General features: G+C 47.2%; 21 protein-coding genes. 16 read left to right on the forward strand and 5 right to left on the reverse strand.

The window, feature by feature from the left end; genetic code table 11:
* Window positions 1-195 precede the first annotated feature (195 nt).
* Both MJO52_RS17320 and MJO52_RS17325 read left to right on the forward strand, forming a co-directional pair.
* Entirely contained in the window at window positions 196-609 is a 414-nt protein-coding gene (locus MJO52_RS17320) for a VOC family protein (protein ID WP_252083209.1), read from the forward strand.
* A gap of 34 nt (window positions 610-643) precedes the next feature.
* Window positions 644-1,369, forward strand: a complete 726-nt coding sequence (locus tag MJO52_RS17325) for a dienelactone hydrolase family protein (protein WP_252083210.1) — start codon at window positions 644-646, stop codon at window positions 1,367-1,369.
* A gap of 52 nt (window positions 1,370-1,421) precedes the next feature.
* Here the strand turns inward: MJO52_RS17325 and soxR are convergent, their stop codons facing one another.
* On the reverse strand, window positions 1,422-1,910 hold the full coding sequence (soxR, locus tag MJO52_RS17330; RefSeq protein WP_286036981.1) for a redox-sensitive transcriptional activator SoxR: 489 nt from the start codon (window positions 1,908-1,910) through the stop codon (window positions 1,422-1,424).
* Between the two features lie 262 nt (window positions 1,911-2,172).
* Between soxR and MJO52_RS17335 the strand changes: the two genes are divergently transcribed.
* From MJO52_RS17335 to MJO52_RS17350, 4 genes are all read left to right on the forward strand, one after another.
* Complete coding sequence (locus MJO52_RS17335; RefSeq protein ID WP_252083211.1) at window positions 2,173-3,402, forward strand: MFS transporter; 1,230 nt, start codon at window positions 2,173-2,175, stop codon at window positions 3,400-3,402.
* A gap of 62 nt (window positions 3,403-3,464) precedes the next feature.
* Window positions 3,465-4,427, forward strand: a complete 963-nt coding sequence (locus tag MJO52_RS17340) for an ABC transporter ATP-binding protein (RefSeq protein WP_252083212.1) — start codon at window positions 3,465-3,467, stop codon at window positions 4,425-4,427.
* Window positions 4,427-5,188, forward strand: coding sequence for an ABC transporter permease (locus tag MJO52_RS17345; protein WP_252083213.1), 762 nt, complete (start codon window positions 4,427-4,429; stop codon window positions 5,186-5,188). The genes MJO52_RS17340 and MJO52_RS17345 overlap by 1 nt, the downstream gene beginning before the upstream one ends.
* 17 nt (window positions 5,189-5,205) lie before the next feature.
* Window positions 5,206-5,631: a GFA family protein gene (locus MJO52_RS17350; protein ID WP_252083214.1), complete on the forward strand. Its 426-nt coding sequence runs from the start codon at window positions 5,206-5,208 to the stop codon at window positions 5,629-5,631.
* Between the two features lie 4 nt (window positions 5,632-5,635).
* Here the strand turns inward: MJO52_RS17350 and MJO52_RS17355 are convergent, their stop codons facing one another.
* Window positions 5,636-6,268: a TetR/AcrR family transcriptional regulator gene (locus MJO52_RS17355; RefSeq protein WP_252083215.1), complete on the reverse strand. Its 633-nt coding sequence runs from the start codon at window positions 6,266-6,268 to the stop codon at window positions 5,636-5,638.
* Between the two features lie 134 nt (window positions 6,269-6,402).
* On the opposite strand from MJO52_RS17355, the gene MJO52_RS17360 reads away from it, so the two are divergent.
* The gene (locus MJO52_RS17360; RefSeq protein WP_252083216.1) at window positions 6,403-7,521 is read left to right on the forward strand and encodes an efflux RND transporter periplasmic adaptor subunit; all 1,119 of its coding nucleotides are present in this window, start codon (window positions 6,403-6,405) and stop codon (window positions 7,519-7,521) included.
* Window positions 7,522-7,632: 111 nt separating this feature from the next.
* Window positions 7,633-10,743, forward strand: coding sequence for an efflux RND transporter permease subunit (locus MJO52_RS17365; protein ID WP_252083217.1), 3,111 nt, complete (start codon window positions 7,633-7,635; stop codon window positions 10,741-10,743).
* Window positions 10,744-10,859: 116 nt separating this feature from the next.
* Here MJO52_RS17365 and MJO52_RS17370 read toward each other — a convergent pair whose 3' ends face one another.
* From MJO52_RS17370 to MJO52_RS17380, 3 genes are all read right to left on the reverse strand, one after another.
* Complete coding sequence (locus MJO52_RS17370) at window positions 10,860-11,771, reverse strand: MBL fold metallo-hydrolase (RefSeq protein WP_252083218.1); 912 nt, start codon at window positions 11,769-11,771, stop codon at window positions 10,860-10,862.
* 50 nt (window positions 11,772-11,821) lie between these two features.
* Window positions 11,822-12,625: a glycerophosphodiester phosphodiesterase gene (locus MJO52_RS17375; RefSeq protein WP_252083219.1), complete on the reverse strand. Its 804-nt coding sequence runs from the start codon at window positions 12,623-12,625 to the stop codon at window positions 11,822-11,824.
* A 184-nt stretch (window positions 12,626-12,809) separates the two neighbouring features.
* The gene (locus MJO52_RS17380) at window positions 12,810-14,252 is read right to left on the reverse strand and encodes a hypothetical protein (protein ID WP_252083220.1); all 1,443 of its coding nucleotides are present in this window, start codon (window positions 14,250-14,252) and stop codon (window positions 12,810-12,812) included.
* Between the two features lie 842 nt (window positions 14,253-15,094).
* On the opposite strand from MJO52_RS17380, the gene MJO52_RS17385 reads away from it, so the two are divergent.
* The 8 genes from MJO52_RS17385 to MJO52_RS17420 all read left to right on the forward strand — a co-directional run bounded on the left by MJO52_RS17385 (window position 15,095) and on the right by MJO52_RS17420 (window position 23,281).
* On the forward strand, window positions 15,095-15,688 hold the full coding sequence (locus MJO52_RS17385; protein ID WP_252083221.1) for a helix-turn-helix transcriptional regulator: 594 nt from the start codon (window positions 15,095-15,097) through the stop codon (window positions 15,686-15,688).
* A complete protein-coding gene (locus tag MJO52_RS17390) occupies window positions 15,685-16,113 on the forward strand; it encodes a curli production assembly/transport protein CsgE (RefSeq protein ID WP_252083222.1) in 429 nt (142 codons plus the stop codon). Before MJO52_RS17385 ends, MJO52_RS17390 begins: the two co-directional genes overlap by 4 nt.
* Window positions 16,113-16,532: a curli assembly protein CsgF gene (locus MJO52_RS17395; protein ID WP_252083223.1), complete on the forward strand. Its 420-nt coding sequence runs from the start codon at window positions 16,113-16,115 to the stop codon at window positions 16,530-16,532. Before MJO52_RS17390 ends, MJO52_RS17395 begins: the two co-directional genes overlap by 1 nt.
* A gap of 30 nt (window positions 16,533-16,562) precedes the next feature.
* Window positions 16,563-17,435 (forward strand): CsgG/HfaB family protein, encoded by an 873-nt coding sequence (locus MJO52_RS17400; RefSeq protein WP_252083224.1) that lies wholly within the window; start codon window positions 16,563-16,565, stop codon window positions 17,433-17,435.
* Between the two features lie 42 nt (window positions 17,436-17,477).
* On the forward strand, window positions 17,478-18,029 hold the full coding sequence (locus MJO52_RS17405; protein ID WP_252083225.1) for a hypothetical protein: 552 nt from the start codon (window positions 17,478-17,480) through the stop codon (window positions 18,027-18,029).
* A gap of 692 nt (window positions 18,030-18,721) precedes the next feature.
* A complete protein-coding gene (locus MJO52_RS17410; RefSeq protein WP_252083226.1) occupies window positions 18,722-20,134 on the forward strand; it encodes a beta strand repeat-containing protein in 1,413 nt (470 codons plus the stop codon).
* Between the two features lie 480 nt (window positions 20,135-20,614).
* Window positions 20,615-20,896: a hypothetical protein gene (locus MJO52_RS17415; protein WP_252083227.1), complete on the forward strand. Its 282-nt coding sequence runs from the start codon at window positions 20,615-20,617 to the stop codon at window positions 20,894-20,896.
* A 1,365-nt stretch (window positions 20,897-22,261) separates the two neighbouring features.
* Complete coding sequence (locus tag MJO52_RS17420) at window positions 22,262-23,281, forward strand: hypothetical protein (RefSeq protein ID WP_252083228.1); 1,020 nt, start codon at window positions 22,262-22,264, stop codon at window positions 23,279-23,281.
* Window positions 23,282-24,138: the final 857 nt, after the last annotated feature.

Raw genomic sequence — 24,138 nt, forward strand, 5'->3', positions numbered from 1 at the left:
ACTAGTCGCAATACACGCCCCACCTGGCCCATAAAGCCTCACACCCCCTACACTTAGAGCCGTTAATACACTGGCGCAGATATTTGGATCAAAGGTTTTAACCACAGCCATTATTGGCTTTTAGCAGTGGTGGCGGTTATTTGTATTATTTTTTATTCGCCAGATTAGCGCCCGCCACAATTATAAGGAATTCCAGTGTTCAAAATTCAACATATTGACCATGTAGTGCTGAGGGTTAAATCCCTGGCTGCAATGCGCGATTTTTATGAAGGAGCCCTCGGCTGCACCATGGAGCGAGAGAATAAGGAATTGGGTCTCTATCAGTTGCGCGCAGGGCACTCATTGATCGATCTGGTTCCAGTTGATCAAGGCATCGGTCGCGAGGGTGGTACAGCCCCAGGCATAGAGGGGCGTAATTTACATCATTTCTGTTTGCGTATAGACCCTTTCGAAGCCGATAAAATCATTGCTTATTTGAAGGGGAAGAATATTGAACCCTCCGCGCCACAACAGCGCTACGGTGCCGAAGGCATGGGCCCATCAATTTATATTTATGATCCCGAGCAAAATTTAGTGGAACTAAAAGGCCCCCCCAAATTATTGAAATAACAGTATCCATCATTCTCCAGAGAGACATGCAACGATGAAAACCGAAGTGATCGAATATGCGGTAGATGGCAAGTCCTATAGCGGCTATCTCGCCTGGGACGACACAACTCAAAAAAAACGTCCCGGCGTTATGCTGGTTCACGAATGGTGGGGTCACAATGCCTTTGTACGCGAGCAGGCGGAAAGGCTCGCCGGACAGGGTTACTGTGCTTTTGCGGTGGATATGTTTGGTAGTGGTAAGCAAACTGATGATCCCGCTGAAGCCCAGCACTATCGCGATGAGGCACTTGAGAATCCTGTATCCCTCGAGGCATGTTTCCGCACCGCCCTCACCCTGCTTCAACAGCATAAAGTTGTCGAGGAAACTCAAGTCGCTGCTCAGGGCTATTGCTTTGGTGGTGGCGTAGCCTTGACCATGGCACGCCTCGGTGTGGAACTTCGTGGCGTGGTCAGCTACCACGGAGCCCTGGCCAGCGAGGTTCGTACCAAAAAAGGGGGAGTCCAAGCGGAATTATTGGTTTACACCGGTGGTGCCGATAGCATGATCCCACCGCAACAGGTCGGCGCTTTTGTGGCGGAGATGCAGGAGGCCGAGGCCAAATTTACCCTGGTGAGCTACCCCGGCGTATTGCACGGCTTCACCAATCCTGTTGCAACTGAGCGCGGGCAGAAATTTGGCCTGCCGCTGGCCTATAACCAGGAAGCCGCGCAGGACGCATGGCTGGGCACTCTGGATTTTTATCGGAAAATTTTCCAGTAGTTTCAATCAAATATCTCAGGGGCCGAATAGTTCACCCCGTAAAAATACTCCGCTACTTGCCAATATCCAGATAGCGCGCCCCAGCCCCCAACTCTGCAGCTTGGTCCCCTGGATTGCGGAGCGGGCAGCTCACCATGGAAAGACAGCCGCAGCCGATACAGCCTTCCAAACGGTCGCGCAGCTGGGTAAGCTGGCGAATGCGTTGGTCCAATTCCTCACGCCAGCCGGCGGAAAGCTTGGCCCAATCCTTCGCGGTGGGTGTACGCCCATCAGGAAGATTAGACAGGGCCTCACGAATTTCGGCGAGGGGAATACCAGTGCTCTGTGCCACCTTGATAATGGCCACACGTCGCAATACGTCCCGCGAGTAACGCCGCTGATTGCCGCTGGTGCGCCAGCTGCTGATCAGCCCTTTACTTTCATAAAAATGCAGCGCACTCACCGCCACATCACTACGCTCTGCAACCTCACCTACGGTCATCTCACGACGGCATTTCTTGTTTCCACAAACCGACTCTTTCTTTTCACTGGTATCAGACATCAGATGTCTCCGATAACTATTGACCTCAATATTACTTGAGGTTTTACACTGCGCAGCATTCCATTGCAAGCCCAGACAGAATCATGATGAACCGGAACAGCAAACAAACCTACCCAGTCACAGAAGTACCGGCTACAACTGCCACTTCCCTTTTAGTGGCAGCACAAAGTCAAAGTATCAGCCTGGCGGTGCAAGAGGGGCTATGCCAATCAATCACCTCCATGAGCGTAAAGAATAGAGAAACCGATAGCGGAGGGCGCCGGTGATACTTAACAGCGCAGCACCAACCCGCGAAGTGGCGGAATCAGCTATACCGGTGCCGATGCGATTCACATTACTGTGCCTAGCGGCGCTCACAATTATGTCTGGTGCCACCATAGCGCCATCCTTACCGGCGCTGGAGGCACATTTTGCCCAGCATGAAGATATTGCCCTGCTCAGTCGCCTGATTTTGAGCCTACCGGCATTAATGATCGCTCTATTTGCACCTATCGCCGGGTTTATATCCGACCGTTATGGTCGCAGGAAATTGCTGTTACTGGCGGTAACTGTTTACGCCCTGGCCGGCATCTCTGCACTGTTACAGGAAAGCTTGGTGGGACTTTTGGCCAGTCGCATCCTTCTGGGAATTGCAGTGGCGGGCACAATGACTTCAGTCACCGCCCTGGTAGGTGACTATTTCAGCCCCATTCAAAGGCAAACCTATATGAGTCAGCAGGGCGCCTTTATCAGCCTCGGCGGAGTTGTCTTCCTTTTGACCGGTGGACTCTTGGCAGATTTACATTGGCGCGCGCCCTTTGCTATTTACGCAGTGGCACTACTACTAATCCCTGCCGTGTTGCGTTTTCTGCCAGAACCTAAACGCAATAGTATTGAACCACTCCCCAACAATGTCACGAATGGAAATCCCGATTGGCCAGCATTCGCCTTGTTGCTGGGTGCAGCCTTACTAAACAGTCTTATCTTTTTCCTGATTCCCACACAGCTCCCATTCCTGCTAAAAGAGATTGGAGCAGACACCCCCAGCCTCGCGGGCATTGCCATTGCTGCCAGCAATTTAATGGGTGCCCTGGCTTCACTGGTTTTCTACCCTCTGGCACGTAACTACTTGGGAAAAAGTGGCGTTTTTGTGTTAGGTTTTACTGTTATGGCCTGTGGTATGGGGCTGATCGCCGAGGCAGATTCATTTAATGCAATAATAATGGCCACCGCGATTTACGGCTGCGGTATGGGGACATTGATCCCCCATATTTTCGCCACCGGGCTGGAATCTGCCACTCCCAACATTCGTGGGCGAATATCTGGGGCTCTCGCCGCCAGTGTTTTTATCGGACAATTTATCTCACCATTTATCAGCCAGCCCTGGATAGAACGTTTTGGCCTCGCCAGTGGTTTTTCCGCAGCCAGCACTACGCTGCTACTTTTAGCCTCTCTGGCACTGCTCCTGCATTGGTTAAAACCGAAGCCCTCCGCAAAAATGTTTTTGCAGTAGGATCTATACACACTAAAAATATTTTGGCCGAGCCGCCTGCAAGGCCACGCTTAGGAGAGAAAGTGAAACCGATAATTTCTGTTAGAGGTCTCGACAAGACATATAGTGGTGGGTTTAACGCCCTAAAAGGTATTGACTTAGATATTCAACGGGGTGAGATCTTCGCACTGCTCGGCCCCAATGGTGCCGGTAAAACGACTCTGATCAGTATAATCTGTGGCATCGTCAATCCTGGTCAGGGCAACGTTACAGTCAATGGCTACGATATCCAGCGTGATTACCGCCACGCACGGCGCGAAATTGGCTTGGTCCCCCAGGAAATTGCCACAGATTCCTTTGAGAGCGTGCTTGGCGCAATTCAATTTAGCCGCGGCTTGTTTGGCAAGCCGCCCAACCCCGCTTACCTGGAGAAAATCCTTCGACAGCTTTCCCTATGGGAAAAAAGAGACAACAAAATTGTCACCTTGTCCGGCGGTATGAAACGACGCCTGATGATTGCAAAAGCCTTATCCCATGAGCCCAGCGTGCTCTTCCTGGACGAACCCACCGCCGGGGTCGATGTGGAACTGCGCCAAGATATGTGGGGGATGGTGCGCGGCCTGCGCGACTCCGGCGTAACCGTTATTCTCACCACGCACTATATTGAAGAGGCGGAGGAGATGGCCGACCGGGTCGGTGTTATTAATCGCGGTGAATTAGTATTGGTTGAAGATAAAAAAACTTTGATGCAAAAAATGGGGGAAAAAGAGCTCAGCCTACAATTACCCACGCCTCTGGAAACTATTCCTGACAGCCTCTCCGACCTGCCACTGCGCCTCAATGGAGATGGTAGTGAACTCATCTATCGCTTCGATATCAAGAGTGAAAATACCGGTATTACGGAATTCCTTCGCCGCCTCACCTCTGCAAATATTGAATTTCGCGATTTATATACCAGGGAGAGTTCTCTCGAAGAAATATTTGTCAATCTGGTGCACTCTGCACAGCACCAAGGCGAGGAGCAACTCAGTGGGGAGGCACAATAATGAACTGGTATGGTATTGCGGCAATTTACAAATTTGAAATGTCACGGACTTGGCGCACATTGATACAAAGTGTCGCTTCTCCGGTACTCTCCACATCCCTGTACTTTATTGTTTTTGGTGCCGCTATCGGCTCGCGTATGGGAGACATCGAAGGTGTGAGCTACGGGGCCTTTATTATCCCAGGCTTGTTGATGTTGGCGCTTTTGGGAGAAAGTATTGCCAACGCCGCCTTCGGCATCTTTTTCCCGAAATTTTCAGGCACTATTTATGAAGTGCTATCGGCACCGGTATCCCCCTTTGAAATTGTCGCCGGCTATGTCGGCGCTGCGGCCAGCAAGTCAATTCTGCTCGGGCTACTAATCCTTCTCACCGCGCGATTTTTTGTGGACTATGAAATCCTTCATCCATTCTGGATGGTCACATTTCTGGTGCTAACCGCCGTTAGTTTTAGCTTATTCGGCTTTATTATCGGCATCTGGGCCGATGACTTCCAAAAACTGCAAATTATTCCGCTAATGATTATTACCCCCTTAACCTTTCTCGGTGGGGCTTTTTATTCCATCAGTATGCTGCCGGAGTTCTGGCAAAAAGTGACTCTGTTTAACCCGGTGGTTTATCTGATCAGTGGTTTCCGCTGGGCATTCTACGGTGTGGCCGATGTAAACCTGGGCCTCAGCGTGGGAATGACATTACTCTTCCTTTTTCTATGTTTGGTAACAGTCTGGTGGATTTTCCGCACCGGTTACCGCATTAAAACCTGAACGGTGAGAGTTTAGGGGTGGAGGAATTTCACGAAGGTGGCTGTGCCTGTAGTGTTGTACGATTTCGCGCCACTGGCCAGCCGCGCCGAGTGAGCCTCTGTTCCTGTAGCTGGTGTCGGAAACGCACCGGTAGCTTAATAGGCATATCGGTGTATTTCGAAAAAAACAATGTAGAGTTCATGCGAGGCAAGCTGAAAAGTCACCGGTTAATGTCCGATGCAGGCCGTTGGATAGAGTGCCAATTTTGTGGGCAATGCGGCAGCGCCCTCAGCTGGACACTGGAATTTCTCCCAGAGTTTCGCGGCCTAGCTGGGGGCGCCTTCGACGACCCGGTGTTTATCCGACCAGAGCGTTACGTCTACTACCAAAACAAGCCGGGCTGGCTGGAAATAAGCGGCGATATCAACCGTTGCCCAGCGATGCCGGAAAACCCCAACCAGTAGCCTGTCAGCGGTAACCCCGCATAAAAAGCGCCACTGCCTTGCGCACCCGCTCGCGCCGTTCATCCTCGGCCTGTACCTCACAACAACCGATCAATACCCGCATGTGCCGGCAACCCAGCAGTATGCCCATAAAGTCCTCAGCGGCCTCGGCCGGGTCTGCCACCTGCAACTTGCCCATCTCGGTGGCGCGGCGCAGCAACTGCTCAATATCTCGAAGGATGCGCTGGGGGCCCGCATCGAAAAACAACTGAGCAAGTTTTGATTCCTGCGCCGCCAGAGCACATAAAAGCCGTAACAGGCGGATACTATCCTCGCTATCCACCATGCTTAGAAAAGCCTGACCAATACGCTCCAGTACCTCTGCCACCGAATCCCCCTCTTTCAGATCGAAAATGGGCAGGGGCATCATCATCTCGCAGCGGGAGGTAATCGCAGCACTGAACAGCGTCTCTTTATCGGAGAAATGGCTGTATACCGTCAGTTTCGATACGCCCGCAGCAGAGGCCACCGCATCCACACTGGTAGCGGCAAAGCCTTTGGTCAGAAACAGCTCTTTGGCTGCATCGAGAATAGCCTGGCGTTTGGCCAGATCCTTGGGACGCCCGCGCTGGGCGGCCGTCTGAGTCTGTTCAGACATAGCACTCCATATACTGGACTCGCCAGTTTAATAAATTTACTATACTCGCTAGTATAACATTACCGGCCGCCCGGCCATGACTCGTCCACTTCCGGACTTACCTTGTCGCCTCGCCGCCGAGGAAGGGAGCCCCTATGTACCGATCGCTACTCTTCGCTGCCTTGTCGTTCAGCCTGCTGTTGTCCGCCTGCGCGCCATCAGAGTCCACCGAACAATTAGAAAAACCCCGCCCAGCGGTGATGGTCCAGCCACAAGTGGCCAGTGCCCAACAGGATTTTTATCCCGGCGAGGTGCGAGCCCGCTTCGAACCCGCTTTGGCCTTTCGCATCAGTGGCAAATTACAGCGGCGCCTGGTTAATGTAGGCGACCGTGTTGAGCAGGGCCAACCGCTGGCCGAACTGGATACCGAAGACCTGCTCCTACAACTGGATTCCGCACGCGCACGCCTCACCTCCGCCGTGGCAGACCAGCGCCTGGCCAGCAGCGAGCTGGGGCGCCACCGTAAACTATTGGAGCGCCAGTTGGTCAGCCAATCACAGTTCGATGCGGTGGAGACCCGTTTCGAAGCCAGCGATGCGCGCCTGCAACAAGCCAAGGCGCAATTAGACGTAGCGCGTAATCAGGCCGCCTATGCGGAACTGAAAGCCCCAGAGAGCGGCGTTATTGCCCGCCGCATGGCCGAGGCTGGGCAGGTTGTCGCCGCTGGTCAGGGGATTTTCGAACTTGCCGCCGACGGCGAACGCGAAGTGCGCATCGATTTACCGGAGCAGGCAATTAGCCATTTCCGTGTCGGCCAACCCTTGACTGTAGAACTCTGGTCGCAGCCCGGTAAATCCTTCCCCGCCCAGGTGAGAGAACTCTCCCCCGCCGCAGATCCGGTATCCCGCACCTTTGAAGCACGCGTGGCTTTTACCAATAAGACCACCGGCATTGAAATAGGTCAGAGCGCCCGAGTATTCGTGCCCAAAGCAGTGGCCACCGATGTTTTACAAGTACCCATGTCGGCAGTGAGCGCCGATAACGGCAAAGCCTTTGTCTGGGTACTGAACCGCGAACAGCAAACCCTGCATAAAACCGAAGTCACCATAGGTGCCTATGGCCAGGAATTTGTACCGATTTTCTCCGGCCTGCGCGCCGAGGATTGGATCGTTGCCGCTGGTACGCACTTGTTATTGGAGGGACAACAGATTCGCCCCGTGGACCGTATGAATCGCCCGATCGATCCGGACCGCGCGCTTGCCCAGCAGGACTAACTAAGCACCACCCCAAAATAACAAATGGACTGAACGCTAAAACGCGCTCCGATGAAATTGCCGAAGCACTGTTAGTTCGATCAATCCATGCTTCCATACAGAGAAATAACCATGGGCTTTAACCTTTCCGAATGGGCGCTGAAAAACCGCCCGCTGGTACTCTACGCCATGATCGTGCTGGGATTGCTGGGCGCTGCCTCCTACACACAACTTGGGCAAAGCGAAGACCCTCCCTTCACTTTCAAGGTAATGGTGATCAATACCCTTTGGCCCGGCGCCAGTGCCGAGGAGGTGTCCCGTCAAATTACCGAGCGGGTGGAGAAAAAACTGCTGGAGACTGGTGACTACCAGCGTATCTCCTCTTTCTCCCGTCCCGGCCAATCCCAGGTGTTGTTTGTCGCCCGCGACGATATGCACTCGCGCTACATCCCCGATCTCTGGTATCAGGTACGCAAAAAGGTCAGGGATATCCGCCACACCCTACCACCGGATATCCAGGGCCCGTTTTTTAATGACGAATTCGGCACTACTTTCGGCAATATTTATGCGCTAACCGGCAGCGGTTTCGATTACGCCCTAATGAAAGACTATGCCGAGCGCCTGCAGTTGGCACTGCAGCGGGTCAAGAATGTGGGCAAGGTGGAATTACTGGGGCTGCAAGATGAAAAAATCTGGGTGGAAATTTCCAATACCAAGCTCGCCTCTCTGGGGATTCCCCTCAGTGCAGTGCAAAGCGCACTGCAGTCGCAAAATCAGGTTGCCGATGCGGGCTTTGTAGATACGGTGAGCGACCGCGTGCGAATTCGCGTGAGCGGTCAATTTCACTCGGTCGATGAAATTCGCCGCTTCCCCATCACTGCCGGCGGACGCACCCAGAGGCTGGGTGATATTGCCGAAGTACACCGCGGTTTCAGCGATCCTGCACAACCTCGCATGCGCTTTATGGGCGAGGACGCCATCGGCCTGGCCGTTTCCATGAAAGAAGGCGGTGATATCCTCAAGCTGGGCAAACAGCTGGACGCCACCTTTGCCGAGTTGCAGGAAGATCTGCCGATCGGTATGCAGTTACGCAAGGTGTCCGACCAACCCGCGGCGGTGAAACGCGGTGTGGGGGAATTCCTACAAGTATTGGCGGAGGCGCTGGGCATTGTCCTGCTGGTGAGTTTTTTCTCTCTCGGCAGCCGCCCCGGCTTGATCGTGGCGCTATCGATACCATTGGTGCTGGCCATGACTTTCGCACTGATGAATTACTTCAATATCGGCCTGCACAAGATTTCTCTGGGCGCCCTGGTACTCGCCCTTGGCCTGATGGTGGACGATGCCATTATCGCCGTGGAAATGATGGCTATTAAAATGGAGCAGGGGCTCAGTCGCCTGAAAGCCGCCGGCTTCGCCTGGACCAGTACCGCCTTCCCCATGCTCACCGGTACCTTAATCACCGCCGCCGGTTTCCTACCCATCGCCACGGCGGAGTCCGGCACCGGGGAATACACTCGCTCTATCTTCCAGGTGGTCACACTTTCCCTGGTTGTCTCCTGGATTGCCGCAGTCATATTCGTGCCCTACCTGGGGCATTACCTTTTGCCCAATCTGGCTCGCCACAATCACAGTGGCGAGGTTCAAGACCCCTACCAGAAGCCCTTTTACCAGCGCTTCCGCCGCCTGATTACCTGGTGCCTGCGCCACCGCAAAACTGTCATAGTGGCAACCCTGGCGATCTTTATTGGTTCCCTGGCACTTTTCCGCCTGGTGCCCCAGCAGTTCTTCCCCTCTTCCGGGCGTTTGGAGCTGTTAGTCGATCTCAAGCTGGCCGAAGGCGCTTCGCTGAAGTCCACCGAGTACCAGGCCAAGCGACTGGAATCTCTGCTGGATAAAAACGACCTGGTGGAAAACTATGTGGTGTATGTGGGCACCGGTTCGCCGCGTTTCTATCTGCCATTGGACCAGCAGTTACCCGCGGCCAGCTTTGCCCAGTTTGTAGTGATGACACGTAACGTAGAGGAGCGCGAGCAGGTACGCAGCTGGCTGATCGAAACCATGGAGGAGGAGTTCCCCACTCTGCGCAGCCGGGTATCCCGCCTGGAAAATGGCCCACCGGTTGGCTATCCAGTGCAGTTCCGCGTCTCTGGTGAGCATATTGGTGAAGTGCGCAGCCTGGCCCGTCAGGTTGCCGAGCGCGTGCGGGAAAATGCCAAGGTCACCAACGTCCACCTGGATTGGGAGGAACCCAGTAAAACCGTCAACCTGAATATCGATCAGGACCGCGCCCGCGCTATGGGCGTGAACAGCGCCTCGCTCTCCCGCGCCCTGCAAAGCTCACTTACCGGTATTACCGTTAGCCAATACCGCGAAGACAATGAGCTGATTGACGTGCGTGTGCGCGGCGACGAGCAGGAACGCTACGCCCTCAGCCAACTGGGTAACCTGGCGGTGCAAACCGACAGCAGCCGCAGTGTCCCCCTGAACCAAATTGCCACACTGGAGTACGGCTTCGAGGAAGGGATTATCTGGCACCGCGATCGCCTGCCCACCGTCACAGTACGTGCCGATATTTATGGTGAAGAACTGCCCGCAACCGTGGTGAATGAAGTCTGGCCGCGCCTGCAGAACATTCGAGAGCAACTGCCACCGGGCTACCTGCTGGAAGTTGGTGGCAGTGTAGAGGAATCCGAGCGTGGACAAAAATCAGTGAATGCCGGTATGCCGCTATTTATCTTGGTGGTATTCACCCTACTGATGCTGCAGCTGCGCAGCATGTCCCTGTCCACCATGGTCTTCCTCACCGCGCCTTTGGGACTGATCGGGGTTACCTTGTTCCTGCTGCTGTTCGGCAAACCCTTCGGTTTTGTCGCCATGCTCGGCACCATCGCCCTGGCCGGTATGATTATGCGCAACTCCGTCATTCTGGTGGATCAAATACAGCAGGATATCAGCCAGGGCTTGAGTACCTGGGAGGCAATCATTGAGTCCACTGTGCGGCGTTTCCGGCCGATCGTTTTAACCGCTCTGACTGCGGTTTTGGCGATGATTCCACTGTCGCGCAGTGACTTCTTCGGCCCAATGGCTGTTGCCATTATGGGGGGACTGATCGTTGCTACTGGCTTGACCTTGATCTTCCTACCAGCCCTGTATGCAGCTTGGTTCCGAGTGCGAGAGGAGAAAACAGAGATAGCAGTAGAAACTCCAAAGGAGTTAAATGGTGCTGAACCCCAAGCATCCTGATAACTACAGATGCTTTAATAGCCTGGCTCAAGAAAGCCCCTAAACAAAAAGGCCCAGATAGAAATATCCGGGCCTTTTTATTTCAGCAACTTTTAATAATCATCAACAATATAGGATTAGGACTTCTTGGATTTTGCAGCCAGGGAGTCATACACAATACCGGTCCATATATCTGGTGTCATAAAACCCTGTCCATACTGTTCGTCAAAATCTTTGGTGGGTTTGGCAGCAATGACTTGGTCACGGCTTTGGCCATTATCGACCAGCTTCTGGATACGATCCCTCAGGGTCTGCAACATATCCCGTTGCACTTTTAACTCCGCAGGACTACTCAGAGGGCCATGTCCTGGAATGATTTTGGTGTTTTCGTCAGAAAGCACCAATGCGGTGTCCATCGCTTCAATCATGCCATCCACCGAACCACCAGATGAAAGATCGATAAATGGATAAGTGCCATTAAAATAGATGTCGCCCATATGAATCACATCGGCTTTGGCAAAATGCACAATAGAGTCACCATCGGTATGGGCTGGGCCGACATGCTGTACCTTCACCTCATCGCCATTCCAGTGAAAAGTAGTGGCATCGGTAAAGGTGATTACCGGCAGTGCTGCCGGCGGTGAGGGCTCAACCTTACGCTTAAAAGCCTCAATAAACTGTTCGGTACTCACACGTTTACGCACATTCTCATGGGCAACGATCAGGGCACCGCTTTTACCCAGGTTTTCATTGCCGCCAGTATGATCGCCATGCCAATGGGTATTGATCACAAAGCGCAGCGGCTGATCTGCCAAACCCGCCACCGCTTTCTGTATTTTTGCAGTGAGTGGCGCATATTGGTCATCCACCATAAAGGTGCCGTCCTCTCCGACCAGTACTGCAATATTGCCGCCAGCCCCCTGGAGCATATAAACATTTCCTGCCACCGGCTCACTACTAATTTCTACTTTGGCAAAGCGGTCTTCCGCCAATACCGGGGTGCTAATTAGAGACGCTAACAGCACCCCAATACCTGAAATCTGCTTCATAAACATTTCTCTGTTGTTATTGGCATATTGTTTTTGCGATGTTGCTCAATTTAGGAAGCCCGTTCAAGTAGCTTTGGCTCTACCTTCGGCTCCCGACTGGGCAACATACTCATCAATATATCCGGGCGGTCAGTAACAATACCATTCACTCCCATATCGATATAGCGCTGTAGATCGGCACGCCCATTTACAGTCCACACAGAGACGTGCAGGTTAAGCTTACGCGCCGCACGCATAGTGCCCCTGGAAACCACATTGAGCCCCCAAAATTGCATGGGCAATTGCATAGTTTGATAACGGGGGGCTAGCAGGCTTTCCGCACGCAGTAACTGAGCAAAAAATAGAAGGGTCGCCTCCCAGCTTGTAGAACCGGTCGCCGTCTCCGGGCTCAATCGTCGAAATTCCAGTAGAACCTTGTGATTAAATGAGGAGACGATAACCTGACAGTTCTTGCCAGTATGCTCGAGCAAAGCGCTCAACTGTCGTGCGGCCCGTAACTGTTTACTTTTTATATCCAATATTAGTGGCGTCTTACCCACTATCTTTAATGTCTCTTCCAGGGTAATTATTTTCAAAGGTTTATGTCGATAGGGATAAGATTCTTGATCACGACTCCAGTGGTACGCTGCATTTAAGTTACGCAGTTGAGCCAGGGTAAAGTCCTCTATGAACCCACTCCCATTGGTTGAATCTTCCAGATCAGGATCATGGCGTAAAACCAAATGCCCGTCAGCACTAAGCCAAACATCTATTTCAATAGCATCCACCCCCTGCATCACCATATTTTGCAGAAATTCCTGAGTATTCCCCGGGAAAAGCCCATTGCCACAATCATTGCCATGTGCGATAACCATAGGCCCTTTGCATGAGGGTAGCTTTAATGCTGATTTTGGCGCAATGCCCGAGCGGGCATATAAGAACAACACAAGCAAAAGAAAGAAAAAAATAAGTAACATTGACATCTATTTCAAAAACCTAAGATCAATAAAAAGACGCTAAATTGATTTATCTGGGCAGCAATCATTACTTAAACAGCAGTCAGACACTAGTGGCTCCTCCTGTAGACACTTCTTTCTCAATATTTATTTCTGACTTGGATTGGCTTACTGGTAATTTCGACTTATCCGACGCAACATCTAATTCTGAAGCTTTACGAAACTGCCAATAAGTATGCTGCAACCAAAGAGGCAGAAATATTATTAGGTCATAGATACGATTAAGGAGTGTGCCACAATTTATTGCAATAACCGCCAGAAGACGTAAGCCCACTGATAACACATTCAGGAAAAATACTAAGACACTACCAAACACCGTGCGGGCAGAAGATACAAATTGCTCCAAGGGTATTGCGATAAAGGCCAGGACCAAAGAGAGCGTAAAACCCAACATCATTTGTACGAGCCCAAGAGTCCAGTACGCATTTACCTCAGTAACAGCAGAACCGCTCGTATCGGATAACCCCGTAAGAAACTGATCCTGTTGCAATAGTAACTCCCTTGAGAGTGATAGTCCCGCCTCAATAGAGGCCAAACACAAGAGTAGAAGCATCCCAAACCACAGCAAACGCTTCCGTACTGAATCAGTTAATGCGGAGATCGAGGGAAATAATTGCGTAATCCGCAAACACTCCATAACCACAATACCAGTGACAATTTGTACGAAGATTAAAATCAAAGCTGCAATATCCGCTGTCCCATACCCCCCCAGAAAACTGTTACTTCCAATGATTTCCGCCACTGGCCTGGCAATTAATTGGTGATTCAACCAAATCCCTGCCATTATCAAAAGCAATACCAGTGAAGAGATAAAAAAACGACTAAAAAACGAGGTGGATAGAAGGCGTAAACTACGATCACTCTCCTGTAATATTTCCTCGTAGCGTGACATATGCTCATCCAATACTTTGCTACGGTAAATTACAGATTCCACACTCTTATTCATTCTTCCCAGAGTTTTCAATATGGAACGCCAACCAGGCATCATGCGCTTTAGTAGCTGATGACGCTCCCTTATAGACTCCCGATAAGACTCCAGAGCTTTATTTTCAGCCTTGCGCATAGAGTGATTAATAGTCTCCAACACATCTGCCACAACTGTATCGTCTGGAGTAGGAATTTCCGCCACAGAGCGGATTGCCCGGGCCCAGCTTGATGGCTCTGGAGGAACCTCTGCGCTACGCACATAATCATCATCTATGGTTGTCATCTGCTCACACAAATGACGATGCAACGTAGGATATTGTGCCATATCCCGCTTTAAACTACTTTCTATTCGCTCAAACTCCCTTTCAATTTGCCACTCTGTTACCTCACGACCTCTAGCCAGCAGTACCTCTCGATTGCGTTCACGGAGGCCCTGCCCGGCAAGCTCAACAGCGTTTGCAGAAAACAATAATGAGCGATGAAATAGTCTTGCCAGGGAATAAATACTTCTATGAATAGGCCCTCTAGCTAAGAAAGATGTAATAACTGCCAAACTCACCCATAGCCAGGATGGTAGTGTCTCAAATAGGTGACTCATGACGTTACTTTTCCCTGTGGAACCAAGCGATATCACATCCTAACAGCTGAAGCTTTGACAATCGCCCAAAATGTCACACTTTGTGTTGCTATATTGCGTCACTTGCTAGCAGGCATGATTCACTATCTATTTATTGCTTCCTAATGGTAAAAATTGGACCACAGTCATCCCAGTATCACTACTCACAATATCCCTCCTGGAAACACCATAATCCAGAGCTCATACCAGCACTTTCCCGCCCGTCAAAAACCCCCAACCTCATCTAAAGACTACATCAGTGACATATTCCACAGGTCACTTAAAAAACAATCACTAAGTAACTACCCTCATACGTATATTTTAACTTCAGAGTTAAACTTGCCATATATTCACAAGCAAGCCTTAGAAAGAAAGAATCTTAGAAATCAACGCTAGCACCCAACTGACTATCCCTAACCAACAACCCCCAGCCAACTTTCCCATTCAAAATAGAGACAAACTCAAAAACAAAAAATCAAAACTTAATCAATCACATAAAATTCAACCAATAAAAATTATTGACGACATCATTCACTGCTCCCTTACCGTGAAATAAAAACAGGCATCATATTTTCCAGAATACCTTACACCCACGACTACACTCCAAACTAAATTCTCACGAAATGAGTTATTTTCCCTAAACAAAGAGGTACTTAGCGTTAACAGCAATATTTTTTTGAGGTCTTCAAAGATCAACCAGGAAACTTAAACGACAGGAGTCGACAACGGATTCCGCTCTTCGAATTGAGAGGATTCCATTTGTTTCAAGGAGAGGTACGAGGTATATGCCGGTTCTTTTTTTTAGCAATTCCGGCCTTCAGGGCGATCTTTTATTTTCACTGTTTTCTCAGTCTATTCCCATGCCATGGGAAAAAGCCTGTATAGGAAAACAAAGGCACTGTTTACAACACTACGAGGCGATAATTATTGATTGCTGGCAGATTGGAACAAACAGCTACTCTAAGGATTTTCTTTCTGACTTAAAGAAAATCAGACACTCAAAAGCAATTCTTATTAACTTTCCTGCCGACTTACCAACCCACATCTCAGAAAAACTGCGGCAAAGTGGTTTTTATTTGTTGTGTGACAATAACATCAGCCAGGAAAAACTTATTCAAAGACTCAGTACAGCCATTCACAGCTGTGAAAGCAGTCACGCTGATAATTCGCAATCCCCTCTTCCTCTCACTCGTAGAGAACAGGAAATCCTAGGGCAACTAACAACGGGAGAACCCAATAGCGTCATCGCTACGAAACTACACCTGAGCGAACACACCGTTAAAAATCACATGTATAACATTTTTCGGAAAATCGGCGTGAAGAATCGCTTACAAGCTAGCAACTGGGCAAAACTCAATCTCCAGGAAGAGAGAATATGAGATTAACCCCGCTGATTTTCATTCTTCTCACAACTGTAGGCTTTGCTCAGGATGACACCAGAGTTCCTCCTGCAGACACTGACTCAGGAAGACTTGAGGATGAAATCAGCGGGTTTAATATCGACAGAACAATTACCCGAACAGGCCACGACTTTGCCAGATACCTTAGTGAATATAGAAATCTGAATTATCCAGATGCCAATTACAATTTAACAGTTTACGAGCGACCCTCAGCTCGTTGGGGAAACTTAATATGGGTTACCTACAACGACAAAATTGTATTTCGAAGATTTATCAGCCCAAGTACCAACAATATTCATCGCCTTGCAGATGAAGCAGCCCAATACATTCATCAAACGGTCTTAAAAGATCGGGTGAGCAGTGCCCTAATAGATAATTTTGATTTGGGAAAGGACGAATTCTAATGAACAAAGATTACCTTATTTATCCAGCTAGCCTGGTAGCCACCCTATTCTCGTGTGGCTCTGTGATCGCGACTGAATTAATTTATGAGCCAGTAAACCCAAATTTTGGCGGCAATCCTCTTAATGGAACCTACTTGCTGCAAAGTGCGCAATCTCAGGATAGCCACGAAGACCCCGACAAGCATGACAGTCTCTACGAACAACCAAGTGCCCTGGATCGCTTTACTGACTCATTGGAAACAAGACTACTCAATCAACTGCTAACGGATGTCGGCGACGGCAATAGTGGTGAGTTAATTACCGACGATTTTATCGTACAGATCGTCGATAACGATGGCGTTCTTACGGTACTAATCACCGACAGAAGTACTGGGGACAAAAGTGAGATCGTTGTCAGTGGTCTCAATCCCACAAATTAGATAAGAATCAACACTGAAGGAAAACTGGCAATGCGCAATGCAATAACAAAAGCCCTAGCCTTGCCCGCACTGGCGTTTACTCTCACACTAAGCGGATGCTCAGCATTTAAAAGCCTTGGTGATGCCCTATTTGGCCCTGGGCGGACTGATGCCATGCTAACTCCACGAATGAATACCTATCGGGATTTGGTGAATCTTCCTGAACCTAAAGGAAAGATATTGGCTGCTGTATATAGTTTCCGTGATCAAACCGGACAATACAAGCCAGCACCAAACAGCAGCTTCTCCACTGCGGTTACTCAGGGTGGAGCCGCTATGTTGACCGATGTACTCAATGAATCCGGTTGGTTTATCGCATTGGAGCGTGAAGGCTTACAAAACCTTTTAACCGAGCGAAAAATTATACGTGCCGGGCTCAGTAAACCCGATGCTCCAGCCAATAATAATATTCCTCTACCAACTCTAATTGCAGCTAACGTACTGCTTGAAGGCGGAATTGTCGCCTACGATCAAAATATTCAAACCGGTGGTGCCGGAGCAAGATACTTTGGCATCGGTGCCAATGAGCAATACCGCGTCGATCAGGTGACGGTCAATCTAAGAGCAATCGATATACGCTCGGGCAGAATATTGCACTCTGTATTGACATCAAAAACTGTTTACTCCAAAGCAATCAGTGCCGATGTATTTCGTTATGTTAAATTCCGACGCTTACTAGAGTTGGAAGCCGGGGTAACATATAACGAACCTGCACAACTTGCTATGCTTTCAGCTATGGAATCTGCGGTGATTCACTTGATCAGTGAGGGGATTGTGCATAATTCTTGGGCCTTAGCGAATCCCGATGAAATTAACAATCCCATACTGCAATACTATTTAAACGACAGCACCGTTATTATGTGACGGTGAACTGGGATCAGGCAGTACAACGAAGTAGAGTAAATTATGTTTGGCAGTCAGAAAAATCACCTCTTATTCCTTCCAATAGTCATCGGATTGTGTACCGGGGGATATACAAAAAGTTGTACTGCGTCTGATTTGGATGCCAGCAGTGAACTCGCCTTAAGCAGCGAATTGAGCACAGCTAACCTTCTATCAGTCTCCAATCTCACAGTAATCAACCAAGAAGGTGGCGTGAACAATGTTAACGTACGGCAATCGGGCCGAACCAATTATACTTCTGCTCACCAAGATGGTAATAGAAACAGTCTTTCGGTAACACAGGCAGGAGAGAATAATATTGTACTTTCACGTCAAATAGGTGAACAAAACCTGAGCGGATTAATCCAGGTGGGCTATGAAAATCTGATTAATATAGAGCAATATGGTACAGCTAACTCCGCAGGTATATCCCAATTCGGCACACAAAACAGTGCTCAAGTGGAAGAAATTGGCATGCTACACAAAGTTAATATCTATCAAAGTGGCCATGGCCTACATACTTCTGTAACTGTAATAGGCACCGCGACCACTACCTCTATCCGCCAATTTGACTGAAATTACGCAACTCTGAGCCCCCTTAAACCTAACATCTCAAATATCTGTCAGAATTAGCAGCCTGACAGATTCCCATAAAAACATCTTAACAACAAAAGTAATGCTAAAGAATAACAACCTATTTTTCTTATTAAATTCTTCAACCTTGTGATCCAGAGCAATCTAGCTGCGTAAAAACATAAGTAGTGGCCATTTGAGCAGAAAATCCCTTTATGAAAACTGATGTTATTTGAGAGCCAAATCACACATTAAAAATCAAGCCACAACAAAAGAACTATATTCCTATCTATTAGTGACTTATGTCCTATAGCGTACCTTCGCTTTAGAGACAAAAATCAATACATATCTGATCAAATGTTGTTTTACACCTCTTGGACATTTTGTCATGCAGACTTTAGGTTGTTTAGAGATCAATTTCTCAAAGCCAAACTGGCCCTCTCTCAAGAGTGGTCCCCAATGCAGTATCTGGGAGACAACACGCCTCCACAGTGACAGAAAATCTGTTAAGCAAACCTAGTAAATTAGTAAATTGAAGTACTAATTTCTGATTTATTGTTTCAGCCAGAATTCTACGATGCAGCTATTCCAGGAGTTTAGGAAACCTGTATTGTGAATCCATGACATCTGGAAGATGTCAGTAATTCCAGTACTGTGTGTGCTGGATCAAAACGTCAAGAGTAAAGGAGTATCGCATGAAGGCGTTAACCCCCATCGCAGCCGCTATTCTACTCAGCGCCAGTGGTGCTGTTTTAGCATCAGGTAATATCACTCATCAATCTCAAACTGGCATTGGCAATAGCGCCACATCAACGCAAATAGGACCGGGCAACGATAACAATTATGTAAATCAAACTCAAAACGGATTCTTTAACGACTCTGATGCAACGCAGACTGGTGGCAGCCAAAGTAATAATATCCACCACAATCAAACTGGAACTGGCAACAGTGCATCATCCACTCAAACCGGTGGGCTTCTAAATAAGGCCTCAGTTGTTCAGCAAGGCAGTGGAAACGTCGGTATTACCTCACAAGCCGCTCCAGCACTTATGTCTGAAGCATCTATTAATCAGGCTGGTGAAACAAACTTTGGCTTTATATCGCAAACCGCTTCAGCTGGTGATAAAGCAGCAATTAACCAAGTAGGTGATGCGAACTTTGCCACAGTCACTCAATTTCTGAGTTCTAATAATCATGCTACAGCAAACCAGTTTGGCACGGCAAATATTGCAACAATGACCCAATTTCTCGGGGATCACAATACTGCTGTTGCGAATCAAGTTGGCACCGTGAACATTGCCACCCATACCCAAACCGGTTCATCAAATAACTCAACATCTACGCAAGTAGGCACTTTAAATGGTGCTTTGCATCTCCAAGGCGGTGATAATAATTCTATATTCACATCACAATTCGGCACCCTAAATGGTACGGCAGTTGCTCAGAGTGGCTCTCACAATGGTGTATTGACTACACAAGTAGGTACACTAAATGGTTCCGCTGTTTTTCAGGATGGCACCTTCAATGGTGTAGCAAATACGCAATTAGGCTTGCTTAATGGCGCTGCCGTTCTTCAGGATGGTGCTTTCAATTTGGTGTCAAACGTGCAAGCAGGCATACTAAATGGCTCCGCCGTTCTTCAGGATGGCGCTTTCAACGCCGTATCAACCATACAAACCGGCATTTTAAATGGCTCTGCTGTTCTTCAAGATGGCGCTTTAAACGCCGTATCAACTATACAAACCGGTATTTTAAATGGTTCTGCTGTTCTTCAGGATGGCGCTTTCAACGCCGTATCAACTGTGCAATCAGGCATACTAAATGGTTCCGCCGTTTTTCAGGATGGCGCTCTCAACTTAGTATCAACCGTGCAAACCGGTATTTTGAATGGCTCCGCCGTTCTTCAAGATGGCATTGGTCATACCTCACTGACTGACCAAAACGGTTTATTGAACGCCTCTCTGCAGGCACAATTTGGTTCCGGCCATCATGCGTCAACCACGCAAACTGGTATCGCCAACTTCCACTCCACAGCTCAATTTGGCTCTAATGAAATGGCTTTAGCTATTCAAAATGGAGTAGGAAACGTCGGCACCATTTTGCAGTAGTAACTACTGTAGTTCCTTAGAGAGAAAATATCATTTGGCGGTCATTATTTGATCGCCTTTTTTATTAAAGAAAAGTAACAAAGAATATTCTTAAATATCTATAAGATAACAGCCTTAACAAGAATATTTAAAAGATAAAAAACGATTGTAGCACTACAAGCACGGAACTCCAAATAAACTGACTCCCATTAATTTACTGATGAAAATAACATACTTTCTTCTCAGCTTATCAATACTTACAACCTATGGCAGCTTCTTTTTTTTCTACAAAACTTTAACTAAGGCAAAGTTGATATTCACGAGGCCGCCATGCCCTAACAAAGAAATTTACAACTTCCCCCCCTAATAATCACTTCAATTTAATGCCTCAGGAGTTTTCCATTTAAGGAAAAGGTTAATCCTCAATAATTTTAATTTCTCCTAAACATTTCATCCGACAAATCGTTTTTAGCCAAACCTGATTCCCCAAAGGAGTAACAGATGAACAGGCACATCTCAATCGCTGCTGGCGTAATTATTGCCATCACTAACAGTGGAGCCATAGCTGACACCTACATCCTTTTCCAGAAGGGTACTGGAAATATGTCAACAGCTATCGATAGAAATCCCCCAGAAGCAGACGGCCATGTTAGACAAGTTCAAATTGGTGACAATAACTCCGCATATACCTTACAAGATAAAAATATGGACAACTTATCGATCAAACAGACACAACATGGCAACAATAATACTGATAGATCAATTCATAATTCCCTTTTTTGATTCTGTTATTACCCAGACTGGTGATAACAATTACTCTGAAAGCGTACAACGATAAAGCGCCAACTCATCCACTGAAATTACTCAAAGTTGTTTTGGAACTCAAGATATATTTATTTTTCAATTTGGAGCTTCAAAAAGTACTAAAGTAGCACCCCAAAAAGGTGGCCCCAACCAAGCTACGGTTAACCAATTAGGTTTTAATGCAAACTCTATTACCATCAGCCAAGAAGGATTGGGTTTTGGGAATAATGTTATAGCCGCATTTCAGTCAGCAGTTAACTTTAACTAACTCTATAGAAGCAATTCAAAGAGGCAGCTCTAATCTAACTGCGGCCTCTCAGATATTTTCGTCTGGCGACAAATCTATCTCCCACCAGAAAGGCAGAAATAATGATGCTAAAGTTTCACATGTGGGAGGTAAAATTAACTTTAACGAAATAATACAACTATCGGAGGGCAATAAAGTAGGTTAAATCGCTCATAACAGGGCCACCTCTAACTGGACTGGCCTTCCAAATTCTAATTAAGAAGAATAAAGGAATACTCATAAATTCTAAATAATTTCATTTTTCACAGACAGACCTGGCAGCTAATCACTAAAAAAGATAAGCAAGCTCAAAATAAATACAACCCACCAAGAGAACAAGATCTCCCTATTGGATATACCAAAAAATACTTCCGATTTAACTCTCGACAAAGAAACTTTTTCCTGCCCATCTCTGGATTTTCCAGACAACACCAGAGCTATAAAACTATAGCAGCAAAATAATTACCTAACACCTAAGATCATAAATCATGATGAAAAATTAAATTACAATCAAAACATAGCAGTAGTCTGATCTTATTTTTTTGTCACTTTAATTTATTCTGATTCACGATTAAACATGTCACGATTAAACACGTAAAGAGTGAGCAATCACCCAAGCTTAAACACTTACTGAGAATAATCCCTTACATTCCCCATAGATCATAATTTAAAATGTGCCATGCAGGTAAATTACAGATAATTTTTGAAATAAAGAAAACTCTGACCATAGACCTACGATAATGGCAGTTGAACCCTCCTATCTATTAGAAACACACTTTCTTCCCAATCTATAGAGAATTTTATCCTATAGCAGTTTTTCTTATTCACTACAAAACTCTACTCAGCATCAAGCTGATATTCATATTTAAGAGGTAGAAATGCTTCACCGGAGGATCCAAGGAGGCCTGGCGTCTCTTTTAATTTTTTGGGGTGAATATCTTGAAGAACTTCTCCTACACCAGGAAAAACAATGTTCACTTGCTTTCGATGCTGTTTAGATATTTTCTTTAGTAAAAAATTGCTTTCTAGCAGAACTTGATATCTCTAAGGAGTAACCAATGAAAAAGTACACCCCAATTGCCACAGGAATTTTCTTGGCAATTGCCGCCGGTGGGGCCTTATCCCAGACAGTTATCGTCAATCAAATGGGTAATGGAAATAGCGCACTTCCGGCTGTAGATGCCACTGTTACTGGTAGCGTTATTCTTATTAATCAGAATGGCGACTTTAATTCCTCTGTCCCTCAACAGGTGAACAACACCAGTAATAGCTTGATTAGTCACACTCAAGTCGGTGACTCAAATAGTGCCGTATCTTTACAAGATGACGCCTCAGGTTCATTCGCCTTCATCACCCAGACTTCTGACAGTAACGATGCCACTACGAATCAATGGTCAGCAAACGGCTCATCCGCAGCAATTTCGCAGAGTGGATGGGGAGGCCAAATGGCATGGATCAATCAGCAAACCGTCAACTCAAACTTTGCCACAGTAAACCAAACTAAAAACTCAAATACTGCTACAGTTTGGCAGTTTAACGGAACAGGAAACGTTACTACTGTTAACCAGGAAGGGCATTTCATAGGGAACAATGAAATGCAAACAACACAAGGGAGTGGCCATTTTAACACTATTGATGCCACTCAAGTTGGCAATGCCCAAACTGGATTCGTTTCCCAGATAGGGGGATCAGGAAATTACTCCTTCTCTTACCAGTTCGGTAAATATAATGAACTAAATGTTGCACAGTCGGGTGATGGCAACGACAGCCATGTCGAGCAATACTGGGAGTCTAACCTAGCTGTACATTTTCAGTCTGGCGACGACAACTACGCTTTTACTGAGCAATTAACTCAAAACAATATTGCTCAAACAGTTCAAACTGGTGACATGAATGTGTCCAGCATATCTCAGTTTGGCGGCAATATGAATCAATACTATATCACTCAGACTGGAGACTCTAACGAATTCATTGCAACACAAAACGGAAACTCAAACTTTATTTCTGTAGTGCAAAACGGCGGCTTGGTAATGGGAATAAACCAAATTGGTGACGGTAATTCCTTTATCTTCCCTTAGAATTCTTCTTCAAAGCCTTAAACAAGCTGGCCCATATTGGGCCAGCTTTCAATTTACTAAAAAATTTATAACGTGAAATACTAGCCTTTTTGCAAGCCAAGTATCAAGCATTAAGAACTGCAATCTTCCATATAAAGGACTATACATCACTAATTACAACTTACAATAAAATAAAGTCAGGAGCTAAACATAAACATTCACTATTAACACAAAAATTTATGCTTTCATTTAAGCCTTATTACACCAATCAACCTGCTCACAACAAAAAATTTAATAACCAATCTAACAGTTACATATAACTTTACAGAGCAAAAAAATATTTAAAATTCTTTCCGCCAACTAAAAATCGCTTCGCGGTATTCTGCATCTTGCACACTTTCCAATCATACTTCCGCTGTGTCAACCCGCTAATCTTTAATGAAACCAACGAAATTATACCTAGATTAAGCGCCAATTGCCCTGCCCCCTCATAAGCATGATTAATTATGACTTTAGTGGTATCCCAATCCCAGTTTTAGATTTAGCAAGGCGCTTGGCTAAAGGCTTGATGAAAGCTCGATCAAAGATCCCTGCTTAACTGAGAAGAAGACTTTCAGAAAGAAATTATAGAATTCCTGGATTGACATCCCTCATTGATCATTCTAAAAATGTATGCCGAGCGATCTGAGATAGAATATGACCTTTTTATGGGACTGCAAGATAATCTACTTACAGCATAAAGAAATTTCAGTTATAACTTGAAGTTGAGAAATTAATCTTGCTCTAAAGCTAATACAACTTATTTTTCATTATAAAGATAATAATTTCGCTGTATTTTTATGATCATATTGCAAGTCACCCTCCACAACTTGGATTCG

Origin of the sequence: Microbulbifer variabilis (assembly GCF_023716485.1) — a bacterium.
Taxonomy (GTDB): Bacteria; Pseudomonadota; Gammaproteobacteria; order Pseudomonadales; family Cellvibrionaceae; genus Microbulbifer; species Microbulbifer variabilis_B.